Below are 13613 nucleotides of genomic sequence, written 5' to 3' on the forward strand. Positions count from 1 at the left end.
GCGCGTCGGGTAGAGGCGCGCGCTCGCGAGGAGTCAATCGTGAACGTCTTCGAGCACCTCCAGCAGCACGACTACGGAGAGGTCCACTTCGCACGCGACGCCGCGACGGGCCTGCAGGCGATCGTCGCGATCCACGACACCCGCCTCGGCCCGGCGCTCGGCGGGTGTCGCTTCATCCACTACCCGCACGAAGAGCTCGCGCTGATCGACGCGCTCCGCCTCGCGCGCGGCATGACCTACAAGGCCGCGATCACCGGCATCCCGCACGGTGGCGGCAAGAGCGTGATCATCCGTCCGCCGCGCGCGTTCGATCGCGGCGCGCTCTTCCGCGCGTTCGGGCGCTTCGTCGACGGGCTCGGCGGTCGCTACATCACGGCCGAGGACAGCGGCACGTCGATGGAGGACATGGAGACGATCCGCTCGGTCACGAAGCACGTGACCGGCGTGAAGCCGGAGCACGGCGGCTCGGGCGATCCGTCGCCGTACACCGCGCTCGGCGTGCGCCGCGGGATCGAGGCGTGCGTGAAGTTCGTCTACAAGCGCGACTCGATCGAGGGCCTCCACGTCGCGGTGCAGGGTGTCGGTCACGTCGGCTACTGGCTGTGCAAGCAGCTCCACGATCTCGGGGCGAAGCTCACGGTCGCCGACATCGATCCGCTCAAGGCCGAGCGCGCGCACCGCGAGCTCGGCGCGGAGGTCGTGCCGCTCGATCAGATCTTCTCGGTCGACTGCGAGGTGTTCGCGCCGTGCGCGCTCGGCTCGGCGCTGAACGACGACTCGATCCCGAAGCTCAAGTGCAAGATCGTCGCGGGCGCGGCGAACAACCAGCTGGCGGAGACGCGCCACGGCGACGCGCTGATGCACCGCGGGATCCTCTACGCGCCCGACTACGCGATCAACGCGGGTGGCCTCGTGAACGTCGCGCAGGAGCACGCGGGCTACGACGAGCAGAAGTCGCGCGAGCGCGTGCTGAAGATCTACGACACGATCCTCGAGATCGCGGAGCGCGCGGAGCGCGCGATGCAGCCGACCTATCGCATCGCGGACACGATCGTCGAAGAGAAGCTGGCGCGCGCGGCCCGTTGACGACAAGACGGGGGCATGGCGCGGATGCGATGGGGGCTCGCGATGTTCGTGATCGCGGCGGTGAGCGCGTGCGGAGCGCGCTCACCGTATCGCGTGCTCCCGCGCAACGTGCGCGCGTCGGTGGAGCGCGATTTCCCCGACTGTCGTGGTCGTGAGGTGCGCGGGGTCGATCTCGGCGGCAGTCGCTACCAGGTGGTCGCGTGCGGGCTCGACGTCGTGTACGCGTGCGCGGCCGATCGTCGGCGCGACTGCCAGATGGAGGGCACCGGCGTGGTCGCGGTGAGCGGCGGCGGTGAGGTGCCCGCGGCGTACGCGCAGCCCCAGCCGCAGCCGGTGCAGGTTCTCCAGACGACGCCGACGCAGACCGCCGAGCCCGCGCCCGCGCAGCCCTCGCGCGAGCAGGTCGAGCAGGTGATCCGCACGTGGCTCGACACCCAGCGCGCGACGATCCTCGGGTGCACCCAGACCCAGGCCGCGCTCGTCGAGGTGCAGTGGACCGCGGAGGGCGCACCGACGATCGCGCTCGGCGGCGAGATGCACGGCTCCCCGGGCGAAACCTGCGTCGTGCAGCGCCTCGCCGGCGTGCAGTTCCAGAACGTCGGCACCGCCGGCGAATTGCGGCACGTGATCCAGTGATCGCCGATCACGACGCGCGCATCGCGCGCGCACGGGTCGCGCTCGATGGCCTCTCGATCGGCGACGCGTTCGGTGAGCGCTTCTTCGGCGCGCCGGAGACGGTCGACACGCGCCTCGCATACCGCGCGGTCCCGAGCGGCACCTGGCGCTGGACCGACGACACGCACATGGCGCTCTCGATCGTCGACGAGCTCGCGGCGCGCGGGACGATCGATCCGAGCGCGATCGCCGCGCGCTTCGCGGTGCGATTCGCGCGCGATTCATGGCGCGGCTACGGCGCGATGGCGCGGCGCGTCCTCACCGAGATCGGCGAGGGCACACCGTGGGACCTCGCGAGCCGCGCGATCTTCGATGGCACGGGCAGCAAGGGGAACGGCGCGGCGATGCGAGCCGCGCCGATCGGCGCGTACTTCGCGGGCGATCTCGAGCGTGTGATCGACGAAGCGCGGCGATCGGCGCTCCCGACCCACGCGCATCCCGAGGGCATCGCGGGCGCGATCGCGATCGCGGTGCTCGCGGCGATCGCGACCCGCCGAGAGGAACGGCGGTCGCCGAGCGCGATCATCGCGGAGGTCGCGACCTCGGTGCCGCCCGGCGAGACCCGCGCGCGTCTCGAGCAGCTCGTCGCGATGCCGCACCTCGACGACGTGCGCACGATCGCGAGCATCGTCGGCAACGGCACGTACGTGCTCGCGGAGGACACGGTGCCGCTCAGCGTCTGGTGCGCCGCGCGGCACCTCGACGACTTCGTCGCGGCGATGTGGACGACCGTGAGCGCGCTCGGTGATCGCGACACGACGTGCGCGATCGTCGGCGGCGTGGTCGCGCTCGCGGCGCCGATGACGGTGCCCGCCGAATGGCGTGCCGCGCGCGAGCCGCTCGACGGCGCGTGATCGCTCAGCGCGGCAGCGCGCCGTCGATCGGATCCGCGCGGAACCCGACGTCGTCGAAGTCGTCGGTGCCCGCCCAGATCTTCGCGGTGCCCTGACGCAGCTCGGCGTTCTCGGGCAGCGCGAGCGCTTCGACCGTGAGCGGTACGTCGCGATCGCGCGTGCGCAGCGTGCCCACCACGCGCGTTGCTCGCTGCCGGTGGTCGTCGCGCCGTCGTGCATCGAGAGCGTCGCGTCGGGCGCGCGATCACTGCCGCAGCCCGCGAGCGCGACGACCAGCACCATCATCGGAGTGCGCATGATCGACGAGTCTCCGCGGCGCGCCTCGATCGCACAACCCGGTCTACGATGCTCTCGTGGTCTATCGCGAGAGCCCCTCCACGATCGAGCGACGCGAGCCCGAAGGCGACGTGCTGTTGCGCGTCGACGCATCGGGCCGCGCGGGCGCGCCGGGCGCGCGCGGGCACGACGGCAGCGACGGCAGCGGCGCGGGCGAGGACGGATCGCCGGGTGGTCACGCGAGCGCACCTTCGCCCGGTGAGAACGGCGGCTTCGTCGCGGTCACGATGCGGCCCGAGGGCGCGACGATGGCGCGCGTCGAGGGCACGCGACGTTTCGCGGACGGTCGCGCCCACGCCGTGCGCGAGCTCGTGACGATCGGCGACTACGGCTTCGTCGACGTCGTCGCGCGCGGCGGTGCCGGCGGGCACGGCGGCGACGGAGGACGCGGCGGCGACGGCGCGACCGGACGTCGCGGGAGCGACGCGACGCGCTACTCGTCGGGCGGCGACGGTGGGCGCGGCGGCGATGGTGGGCGCGGCGGGCGCGCGTCGAGCGGTGCGAACGGTGGCGCGGGCGGGCGCGTCGTGGTGCAGGTCGACGACGCCGACACGCACCTCGTGATGTTGATCCGCACGGGCGTCGACGGAGGGATCGGCGGACAGCCCGGTCGACACGGCGCGGGGGGATCGGGCGGCGCGGGGGGCCGCGGCGGATCGAGCCACACGTGGACCGAGACCGAGCACTACACCGACTCGCAGGGCAAGCCCCAGACGCGCACGAGCTTCCACTCGAGCCCCGGTGGATCACGCGGCCCGAGCGGCGCGTCCGGCGCGAGCGGATCGGGCCCGCTCTACGCCGGGCACGACGGCGCGGACGGCGCGTTCGCGATCGAGGTGCTCACCGCGACGGGCCCGAAGCAGTACCCCGGCCGCTACGAGCTGATGCTCTCGGGCATCACCCTGCGCACCGACGATCGCGACGGAGTCTTCGAGCCGGGCGAGCTCGTGCGCGTCGACGGCCTCCGCGTGCGCAACGTGGGCGCGATGCCCTCGCCCTCGTCGCGCGCGATCACGCTCGAGGTGCGCGACTCGAAGTGGTGCGGCGCGCTCGCGAACGAAGTGCTCGAGATCCCGCGCTCGGTGCCCGCCGGCGCGGAGATCGACGTGCCGGGCACGCTCACGTTCGAGCTGCGCGATCACGCGCCGAGCGATCCCGCCGATCCGCTCGCGGAGCACGAGCGCGTCCTGCTGCGCGCGCACGTCGTCGACGTGAGCCGCTCGTTCGAGCGCTTCGAGCCCGACGCGATGGCCCCGCCCGCGACCATGCTGGTGCGCTTTCCGATCGCGGCCTCGATCGTCGAGGGGCTCGTCGCGCTCGCGCCCGGCGAGGTGACGCGATTGCGCTTCGCGATCCGCAACCAGTCGAAACTGGCACTCGGTGCCAAATCTTCGAGCCGTCGCCGCGTGCGCGCGCGCCTCGCGCTCTTCGAGAGCGAGCTCGCCGACGACGCCGCGCTCCTCATCGACGAGCACGGCCAGCCGGTCCCGATGCGCGGTGAGGGCCTGGTGCGCGAGCTCGATCTGCTCGAGCCGGGCGCCGACTGGGTCTTCGAGGGCGCGCTCGGCATTCGCGAGAGCGCACCCTCGTATCGCGAGCTGCGGCTTCGTCTGACGCTCGAGATCGGTCGGCTCGACATGCCCGACGTGCTGCGCGTCGTGCAGCACCGCGAGCTCCGGGTGCGCTGCGTGCGCACGCTCGCGCCCGACGCGCGGATGGACTGGCTCCTCGTCGCGCACCACCGCACGTCGCGCGAGGAGATCGACGCGTGGGAGGCGCTCGCGACGCGTCACGAGCGGCGTCTCGCGGTGTGGGACCTCTCGCGCGAAGGACACCTCGAGCTCGGCAGCTCGGTGATCGAGCGGCTCGGCGGCGGGCTCGTGATCGTGCTCGGGCACCCGATGTCGAGCGCGGGGCGCGAGGTGCGCGCGGCCGAGATGCTCTCGCACGCGACGATGTCGCAGCTCGCCGAGGCGGGCGCCGACGTGCTGCTGGCGGGCGGCACCGCCGATCTGCGCGCGCTGCTCGCGCCCGCGATCGTCGATCGCGACGTCGCGCCCGCCGGCGGAGAGGACGCGCTCGTCGAGCGGCTCGCATCGCGCGTCGAGAACGAAGGCGCGCTCGTCGAGACGGCGGAGCTGCACGAGATCGGGATGTTCTTCGAGTCGCCGCGCGAGGCACGGCTCGAGGCGCGCGCCCGCGCGCTCGCCGAGCGGCTCGCGACGCGCTTTCCGCAGCGCCGCTTCACGATCGTGTGGGAGCTCGCGCCCGCGCCGCGCGGCTCGTGGCTGCTCGTCCATCGTTATCGCCTCGGGCGCATCCGCGTGCTCGCGCGACCCGCCGCGCGATGCGGCGTCGCGCACGTCGCCCTCAGCGATCACGCGCTCGCCGATCCGCGCACGATCGCGTCGAACGAGTGCGCGACCGCGATCGCCGTCGCATCGGGGCCCGACGATCAGGTCGATGCGCTGGTGCGCGCGATCGAGGCGAGCGACGGAGCGCGCGCGCGCGTGTGGAGCGACGCGATCCTGGTGGGCCTCGCGAGCGAGCAGCTCGCGGTGCTGCGCCGCACTCGTTCGCGCGCCGGGCTCTCGCGCGCTCGGATGCGCGAAGCGCTGCCGCGTCTGGTCCGGCTCGCGCACACGCCGCTCGTGCCCGACGGGCGGGAGGACGCGATCGCGATCGTCGCCGAGCTCGCGGCGAAGCTGCGCTTCTTCGCGGACGCGCAGGTGCGGCTCTGGGAGCGCATCCCGGGGATCGCGTGGGCGCGACGCGCCGCGATGCTCGACGCGCTCACCGAGACGCTGATCGACGAGATGCTCGATGCACAGTCGAGCGACGAGCTCGTGCGGCGCGCGCTGCGGGATCGCACGCGCGAGCTCGAGAAGACGCTGCGCCAGCGCTGGAAGGACGCACGCGCGACCGACCTCACCGCGCGAGATCGCGGCGCCTGGTCGCGCGCGATGGTGCTCGCGCCGGTGGAGCGCGAAGGAGTGACCACCGACGACGAGCTGCTCGTCGCGGACGACGGCGACCTCGTGGAGCACGCCGCGTGGAGCGCGCGTCTCCGCGTCGCGCACGCGAGCGAGCAAGCGCGGACCGCCCTCGTCGCGAGCGCGGAGCGCGAGCGCAGCGAGCTGCTCCTGATGGTCCGCACCGCCGAGCTGATCGGTCCGCGCGCCCGCGTCGAGGTCGCGGACGTCGACGAGCCGGTCGAAAATGAGTCCGGCTCACTTCTGCGCGCGAACGGATGAGCGCGTGGTAGAACGGCGCGCATGAGCGAAGCGCGCGTCGTCACCACGATCACCGATCACGTCGCCCACGTCCGGCTCAACCGTCCCGACAAGCGGAACGGTCTCGACCTCGCGATGTTCGAGGCGATCGTCGCCGCGGGCCAGCAGGTGATCGCGGATCGCAGCGTGCGCGCCGTCGTGCTCTCGGGCGAGGGCAAGGCGTTCTGCGCGGGGCTCGACTGGATGGCGTTCCTCCAGATGGGCGCCGACGCCGCGCAGACGCTGCTCTCGCGCGACGAGCAGCAGAGCCCGGCGAACCTCGCGCAGCGCGTGGGCTGGATCTGGACCGAGGTGCCGGTGCCGGTGATCGCCGCGGTGCACGGCGTCGCGTTCGGCGGTGGTCTCCAGATCGCGCTCGGCGCGGATCTGCGCATCGTCTCGCCCGACGCGCAGCTCTCGGTGATGGAGATCAAGTACGGGCTGATCCCCGACATGGGCGCGTCGAAGACGCTGCTGCGCGTGGTGCGTCACGACATCGCGAAGGAGCTCACGTACACCGGGCGCGTCGTCGGCGCGGAAGAAGCGGTGCGCATCGGCCTCGCGACGCGCGTCGAGACGGATCCGCTCGCGGCCGCGATCGAGCTCGCGAGAACGATCGCGTCGCAGTCCCCGCACGCGATCCGCGCGGGCAAGGCGCTGCTCGATCAGGCGCCCGCGCTCTCGACGCTCGACGCGTTCCGGCTCGAGAGCGACCTCCAGGTCGGCCTGCTCGGATCGCCGAACCAGATGGAAGCGGTCCAGGCCGTGATGGCGAAGCGCGCCGCGTCGTTCCGCGATCCGGAGTGAGTGGTCACCTGTGCTCGCTGGCGGAGGGCCCGCTCTCAGCGGTCGAGCGCGCGCCGGAAGGCGCGGTACTGCGTGCGTCGGGGGCGCAGGTCGATCGCACGATCGATCCACCGGCGCGCGAGATCGATGCGCCCCTCGTCGGCGTAGATGCGCGCGAGCGCGGCCGAAGGATGCGGGTTGAACGGCGCGATGCGGTGCGCCTCGAGCAAGCGCGACTCGGCACCGTCGCGGTCGCCGTCGTCGAGGTGACGCCGCGCCGCGGCGACGAGCGCGTCGGATCGCCGGCGACGCTCGGTGAGATCCTGATCGAGCGCGACCTCTTGCTCCGGGGCGGGCGCCGCGATCGCAGGACGTCGCGGCTCGACGCGCCGCGGCGGAGAGACGACCGGAGCTCGCTCGGGCGGCGCGACGACCGCGGTCGGCGCGGGCGCCGCGGGCGGCGGAGGCGCGCTGGTGCGCGTCGCGAGCGCGATCCCGGTCGCGACGATCACCGGCGTCGCGAGCGCGCCGACGCACGTGATCCCGATCGCGAGCGCGGAACGTCGCCGCGTGCGCGCGTCGTCGCGCGGGCGCGGAGGCTCGGGCAGGAGCTCGCTCTCCGGCGGGACGTCCGGTGTCGTCGCCTCCTCGACCGGCGCAGCAGGCGGCGCCGCGAGCGTGTCCTCCTCGGCGATCCGCGCGGTCAGCGCGTCGCGCATCGCGCTCGCGATCGGCGTGGTCGCGTCCTCGTCGACCGTGCGCGCCGCGAGCGCCTGGCGCGCCGAGCTCGCGATCGGCGTCGTCGGATCGTCGTCGCCGACGAGCACGAGCATGCGCCGTGTCGCCTGCGCCTCGACGCCGAGCCACGGCTCGTCACGGCTCGCGCGCAGGCGTGTCCCGCTCGCGACGCGCCGCGGCTTGCGCCCTTCCGCGGCATCGTCGGCCTCGTCGTGCTCGACGCCGGGCGCGCCCTGGCGCCGCAACGCGTCGTGCGGCAGCTCCTCGCGCGTCGCCTCGTCCCCGCGCGCCTGCCCGCGCAGCAGCTCCGCGAGCTGCTCGCGCGAGGGCCGAGGCGGTGGTCGCGACGAAGCGCGGCGCGGCGGCTCGGAGCGCGCGCCCCGCGGCTCGATCAGCGGGCTCGTCCGCGCGAGATCGATCCCGTCGCCCACCGCGCTGCGCGCCCGCGCGATCGCCTCGTCGACCGGTAGCACCACGTTCGCCTCGAACGGGCGCTCGAGGCGATCGACCGCGACGATCCCGTGCTCCACGTCGAGCGCGATCGCGAGCGCGGCGAGCCCTTCGAGCGACGCGCCTTCGCCGTGCGGCGTCCATCGCGCCGCGACCACGAGCCCATCGACCGCGACGATCTCCGCGTCGCCCGCGACCGACGCGATCACCCCGCGCAGCGTGCCCGCGCCCGACGCGAGCAGCCGCACGAGCGAGCCCACCGACCCGATGCGATCGAGCGCCGCCTCGAACCCGTGCCCCGCCGCCGCCGAGCGCCAGAACGCGTGGTGCGTCTGCATCACCGGCGCGATGCGCAGCGCGATCGCCTCGACGTCGAGCGGCGCGCTCGCGGTGCGTCGCAGCTGCGCCCAGCGGAACCGCACCGGCCGCGCACCGCGCAACGCCGGCTCGCGCCCGAGCCGCTCCCACAGATCCTGCGACGACCCATCGGGCGTCTCGTCGAGGAGCACGACCTGGGGGTCGAGCGCCGTCGCGCGCGTCAGGCCATCGCCCTCGCGACCACACACCACGACGAGCGATCCCCGCGCGCGCAGCTCCTGCGCGAGCTCGTCGGCGTGGCCTGGACAGCCGCTGACGAGCACGCAGCGCAGCCCTTCGAACACCGCCCCGCGGCCCAGCCCCGAGTCGGTGCTCTCCGTGAGACGCACCCACGAGTCGAAGAGCACCACGGGACGCGAGACTTCGGGCACCAGCTCCCCCCGAGCAGCGAGGGCGCCATCCTATCTCTTCGGGTCACGGAGAGAACGGGTCAGGTAGGATCCGGACGTCGAATTCTGGCGCGACGACGGAGCACGCTGCGCGCATTTCCAGTCCTTGCGGGAGTGCTCGTCCCGCCGGTCCCGGACGGGAGCGCGCGAAGCGCGCGTACGGCAGGGCCCGGCGGGCGAGCCGTTGTTTCCAGTCATTCGCCGGGGTCGCGCCCGCTCACGGCGGTGATCACGAACGCGATCGGGCTCCACACGACGAATTCGAGATCGACCTCGACGCCGATCACCGCCTCCCACGACTCCCATCGTGCGAACGCCGCGCGCCCGCTCGCGTAGAGCGAGACGCCGTGCCCGTACACGTCGAAGTGATCGTAGGGGCGGTACGCGAGCGCCAGCGTCGCGAGCGCGATCGCGCCGTGCCGATCCTGCATCGGCTCGTAGGGATCCCGCAGCGCGTATCCCGCGCCGGCCATCAGCGTGATCCCGAAGTCGCTCCCGATCGGCAGGAGCGCCATCGCGCCGCCCGCGAGCTCGATCGACCGGAAATTGGCGGCGCGCACGTCGATCGCCGGACCGATGCGCGCGCGATCGGCGATCGCGTCGCCGAAGAGCGCCTCGGCGCGCAGCGCGAGCTCGAAGAGCGCACCGGGATCGGCGTCCTCGGTCTGCGCGAATTCCGCGCCTCCACCGAGCGCGAGCCGCGACGAGATCTGCACGTCGGGCTGCGCCTCCGCGCGCGCGGCGAGACCGAAGATCAGCGCCGCGGTCGCGACGCGCGCGATCACATCGTGAGCCAGGTGAAGCCCTGATCGAGCTCCACCTCGCGCGTGTCGCCGCGCTCGCCGCGCACCCGCAGTCGCTCGCGTCGCTCGGCCGCCATCGAGAGCGCGCCCGGCGCGCGCTGCGAGCCGAGCCCCGACACGCTCTGCCCACCGATCGCGACGATCGCGTCGCCGGGGCGCAGCCCCGCGCGGCCCGCGGGCGAGTGGGTCTCGACCTCGACCACGACCAGCGCGTCACCGCGCACCTCGTAGAGCCGCACGCCCACGCCGTGGTGCGCCTGCGGCGCGGCGAGACGCAGCGCGAGCTGCGCGCCGCTGTCGAGCAGCACGCGCGCATCCGCGCCCGGCACCACGTTCGGCGGCAGCCCGCGATGGCGGAAGATCCCGATCGGATCGGCGCCGACCTCGTCGCGGTCCCACACCTCGAAGCGGAACATCGCGTCGCTCGGCGCATACACGTTGCGCGGCAGCACGACGTTCCACTCCGGCGTCAGCGTGTCGTTCCGCGTCTCCGACTCGTAGATGAGCTCGTCGTTGCGGTAGATGCGCACGAAGGGGTCGGGCAATCCGTCCGTGCCGTCCCACGCGAGCGCGCCGCGGCTGCGCGGAGGCACGCTCGCCGAGGCCACCGTCAGCGACCAGACGTCGCTCGGGCTGCTGGTCGAGGTGACCGTGTTGCGCACCGGCGAGAGCGAGGTGGTGCGGCGCGGATACGCGCATCCGACGGCCAGGAGCAGGAAGAAAGCGAGAACGAGACGTCCAGGTCGCATCTCCGGCGCGAGGGTAGTCCGATCCTCTGCGCCCTCGCCAGCTCTCGGCCCATGGAACGGTGCGTCACGACTCTCTGCGTGTCGCCACTCGTCGGCACCGGGTCGGTCGTGGTAGGAGCCTCGTATGCGACGCGCCAAGATCGTGTGCACGCTCGGCCCGGCCTCGAGCACGCCCGAGATGATCGACAAGCTCGTGGCGGCAGGCATGGACTGCGCGCGGCTGAACTTCTCGCACGGCTCGCACGAGAACCACGCGAAGAGCGCGCAGATGGTCCGCGAGGCCGCGGCGCGCGCGGGGCGACCGCTCGCGATCCTCGCCGATCTCTGCGGCCCGAAGATGCGCATCGGGCGCTTCGTCGAGGGCAAGATCCTGCTCGAGCCGGGGCAGCGCTTCACGCTGACGACCCGCGACGTCCCGGGCACGAAGGACATCGTCAACCAGATCTACGAGCCGCTCCCGCGCGACGTCGGCCCGGGCACGCACATCCTGCTCGACGACGGATTGCTGCGGCTGCGCGTGATCGAGACGACCGACACCGACGTGGTCACCGAGGTCGAGATCGGCGGCGAGCTGAGCGATCGCAAGGGCCTCAACGTGCCCGGCGCCGCGCTCTCGACCCCCGCGGTGACCGACAAGGATCGCAAGGACCTCGAGTTCGCGGTCGAGACGCTGAAGGTCGACTACGTCGCGCTCTCGTTCGTGCGACGCGCCGAGGACGTGCTCGACGCGAAGGCGCTCGCGCGCGGCACCCCGCTGATCGCGAAGATCGAGAAGCCCGAGGCGATGGAGAACCTCGAGGCGATCCTCGACGTGTCCGACGGCGCGATGGTCGCGCGCGGCGATCTCGGCGTGGAGGTCGGCGCGGAGTTCGTGCCGCTCATGCAGAAGCGGATCATCCGCGAGGTCAACAAGCGCGGGAAGGTCGTCATCACCGCGACGCAGATGCTCGACTCGATGATCCGCAACCCGCGCCCGACGCGCGCGGAGGCGGCGGACGTCGCGAACGCGGTGCTCGACGGGACCGACGCGGTGATGCTCAGCGGCGAGAGCGCGAGCGGCAAGTACCCGGTCGAGTCCGTGCAGATGATGGACGCGATCGTTCGCGAGGTGGAGCGCGAGTCGCTGAAGGAGCTGCGCACCGCGACCGACCTCGCGCCGCTCAGCGACGAGAAGTGGACCTTCACCGAGGCCGCGGCGCGCGCCGCGGCGCGACTCACGTACATCATGCCGCTCGAGGCGATCGTCGTGTTCACGCGCGACGGGCGCACCGCGCGCGTGCTGAGCGAGAACCGCCCGCGCTCGCCGGTGATCGCGGTGACGTCGCGGCCCGAGGTCGCGACGCGCCTCGCGCTCGAGTGGGGCGTGTTCCCGCGCGTCGAGATCCCGCCCGACGATCTCGAGGAGACGCTGCGCATCGCGACGTCGCTCCTGGTGCGCGAGAAGATGTGCAAGCAGGGCGGGGAATTCGCGCTGGTCACGGGTTGGCCGCTCTCGGGCGGCACCAACACGATCAAGCTGCATCGGCTCTGATTCCAGACGGCCGACCACGACCACGTTCGCGCGCGCGACCGCCTCACGTGATCGTGGGCGTCGACGTGGTCGTGGTCGTGATCGGTCGCTGGTCCCGCCCCCGATGAGTGCTCTGCGCACCCACCCTCCGATCCTCTTTGGCGCGCGGCCGGAATCCGCGACACTCTCCCCGCCCTCAGGATGCACGGGAAGATCCCGGAGAAGATCGGACGCTACGTCGTCGACCGCCTGCTCGGGCAGGGCGCGATGGGCTCCGTCTACCTCGGGCGCGATCCCGCGCTCGATCGCAAGGTCGCGATCAAGACGGTCCGCGACCTCGATCTCGACGAGAAGCACAAGAAGAGCTTCCTCGAGCGCTTCAAGAACGAGGCGCGCGCCGCCGCGCGGCTCTCGCACCCGTCGATCGTCGCGGTGTACGACGTCGGCGAGGAGGACGGGCTCGGGCCCTTCCTGGTGCTCGAGTACGTCCCGGGCTCGACGCTCAAGCACATCCTGCGGAGCCGCGGCGCGCTGCCGCCGGCCGAGGTGATCGACGTCGCGGCGCAGATCGCGGGCGCGATCGACGTCGCGCACGCAGCCGGGATCATCCACCGCGACGTGAAGCCCGACAACATCCTCGTCGCGGAGGACGGGCGCGCGAAGCTCGCGGACTTCGGCGTCGCGCGGGTGCCCGATGCCGCGCTCACGAAGGAAGGGCAGTTCCTCGGCACGCCGTGCTACGCGGCGCCCGAGACGCTCGCGAAGGGCAGCTACTCGGCGCGCAGCGATCTCTTCTCGTTCGCGGCGGTCGTCTACGAGCTGGTGAGCGGCGTGCGCGCGTTCCCGGGCGACGACGCGATCTCGGTCGCGCACGCCGTCGTGCACGAGACGCCGCCGCCGCCGAGCGAAGCGGGCACGCGCTCGCTGCCCAAGCAGGTCGACGCGGTCGTGCTGCGCGGGCTCGCGAAGGATCCCGAGGCGCGCTTCGGCTCGGCGATCGAGATGGTCGAGGCGCTCGATCACGCGTTCGTCGAGGCGGGGCTGATCGAAGAGGGCAGCGCGACGATGCCCGCGCGCCCGGCGCGTCGCGGCGGCGGCGCGTGGGTGTTCGGCGGCGTGCTGATCGGCGGCGCGGTGATCGGCGTCGCGCTGGTGCTCGGGCTGGGCGGGCTGCCGGCGCTCGGAGTCGGTGAGGACGCGGGTGACGCCGCGATCGCCGACGAGGACGCGGGCGCAGGTGGCGGCATCGTGGTGCGCGCCGCGCGCGAGGCGGGCGCCGAGCTCGACGTCGACGCGGGCATCGTCGTGATCGACGCGGGCGCGAGCGTCGACGCCGGCGCTGCGGGACGCGACTCGGGCATCGCGAGCATGACGCGGCTCGAGCGCGAGGACGCCGCGAAGGACGCGATCGATCGCGCGCGCGATCACCTCGAGCGGCGGCGCTTCGACGACGCGGAGCGCGAGCTCGCGCGGGCACGCGAGCTCGACCCCGAGAGCTCGGACCTCGAAGAGGTCGAGGCCGCGCTGCGCGCCGCGCGCGCGCAGTGATGCGCGTCTCCAGTGCCAACGCTGGCACTCGCAGTGCCA

11 protein-coding genes are annotated in these 13613 nt (G+C 73.1%); 7 read left to right on the top strand and 4 right to left on the bottom strand.

The features are described from left to right. The first annotated feature begins 39 nt into the window (after nucleotides 1-39). The 3 genes from DB32_RS40745 to DB32_RS40755 are packed head-to-tail and all read left to right on the top strand — an operon-like array spanning nucleotide 40 to nucleotide 2615. Entirely contained in the window at nucleotides 40-1086 is a 1047-nt protein-coding gene (locus DB32_RS40745) for a Glu/Leu/Phe/Val family dehydrogenase (protein WP_053238060.1), read from the top strand. Nucleotides 1087-1101: 15 nt separating this feature from the next. Then, the gene (locus tag DB32_RS40750; protein ID WP_053238061.1) at nucleotides 1102-1722 is read left to right on the top strand and encodes a hypothetical protein; all 621 of its coding nucleotides are present in this window, start codon (nucleotides 1102-1104) and stop codon (nucleotides 1720-1722) included. Then, complete coding sequence (locus DB32_RS40755) at nucleotides 1719-2615, top strand: ADP-ribosylglycohydrolase family protein (protein ID WP_053238062.1); 897 nt, start codon at nucleotides 1719-1721, stop codon at nucleotides 2613-2615. The genes DB32_RS40750 and DB32_RS40755 overlap by 4 nt, the downstream gene beginning before the upstream one ends. A gap of 4 nt (nucleotides 2616-2619) precedes the next feature. On the opposite strand, the gene DB32_RS47715 is transcribed toward DB32_RS40755, so the two are convergent. Beyond that, a complete protein-coding gene (locus tag DB32_RS47715) occupies nucleotides 2620-2790 on the bottom strand; it encodes a hypothetical protein (protein WP_157070260.1) in 171 nt (56 codons plus the stop codon). A gap of 178 nt (nucleotides 2791-2968) precedes the next feature. On the opposite strand from DB32_RS47715, the gene DB32_RS40760 reads away from it, so the two are divergent. Next, nucleotides 2969-6205, top strand: a complete 3237-nt coding sequence (locus DB32_RS40760; protein WP_053238063.1) for a collagen-like triple helix repeat-containing protein — start codon at nucleotides 2969-2971, stop codon at nucleotides 6203-6205. Nucleotides 6206-6226: 21 nt separating this feature from the next. Beyond that, nucleotides 6227-7030, top strand: coding sequence for a crotonase/enoyl-CoA hydratase family protein (locus tag DB32_RS40765; protein WP_053238064.1), 804 nt, complete (start codon nucleotides 6227-6229; stop codon nucleotides 7028-7030). A 35-nt stretch (nucleotides 7031-7065) separates the two neighbouring features. Here the strand turns inward: DB32_RS40765 and DB32_RS40770 are convergent, their stop codons facing one another. From DB32_RS40770 to DB32_RS40780, 3 genes are all read right to left on the bottom strand, one after another. Then, nucleotides 7066-8946, bottom strand: a complete 1881-nt coding sequence (locus tag DB32_RS40770; RefSeq protein WP_053238065.1) for a tetratricopeptide repeat protein — start codon at nucleotides 8944-8946, stop codon at nucleotides 7066-7068. A gap of 212 nt (nucleotides 8947-9158) precedes the next feature. Next, the gene (locus DB32_RS40775) at nucleotides 9159-9749 is read right to left on the bottom strand and encodes a hypothetical protein (protein ID WP_053238066.1); all 591 of its coding nucleotides are present in this window, start codon (nucleotides 9747-9749) and stop codon (nucleotides 9159-9161) included. Further along, on the bottom strand, nucleotides 9746-10516 hold the full coding sequence (locus DB32_RS40780) for a PDZ domain-containing protein (RefSeq protein ID WP_053238067.1): 771 nt from the start codon (nucleotides 10514-10516) through the stop codon (nucleotides 9746-9748). The genes DB32_RS40775 and DB32_RS40780 overlap by 4 nt, the downstream gene beginning before the upstream one ends. Before the next feature lie 124 nt (nucleotides 10517-10640). Here DB32_RS40780 and pyk point away from each other — a divergent pair, with 124 nt between their 5' ends. Then, on the top strand, nucleotides 10641-12047 hold the full coding sequence (pyk, locus tag DB32_RS40785) for a pyruvate kinase (RefSeq protein WP_053238068.1): 1407 nt from the start codon (nucleotides 10641-10643) through the stop codon (nucleotides 12045-12047). 180 nt (nucleotides 12048-12227) lie between these two features. Then, complete coding sequence (locus tag DB32_RS40790; RefSeq protein WP_053238069.1) at nucleotides 12228-13574, top strand: serine/threonine-protein kinase; 1347 nt, start codon at nucleotides 12228-12230, stop codon at nucleotides 13572-13574. The last annotated feature ends 39 nt before the right edge of the window (nucleotides 13575-13613 follow it).

This window comes from Sandaracinus amylolyticus, assembly GCF_000737325.1.
Taxonomy (GTDB): Bacteria; Myxococcota_A; Polyangia; order Polyangiales; family Sandaracinaceae; genus Sandaracinus; species Sandaracinus amylolyticus.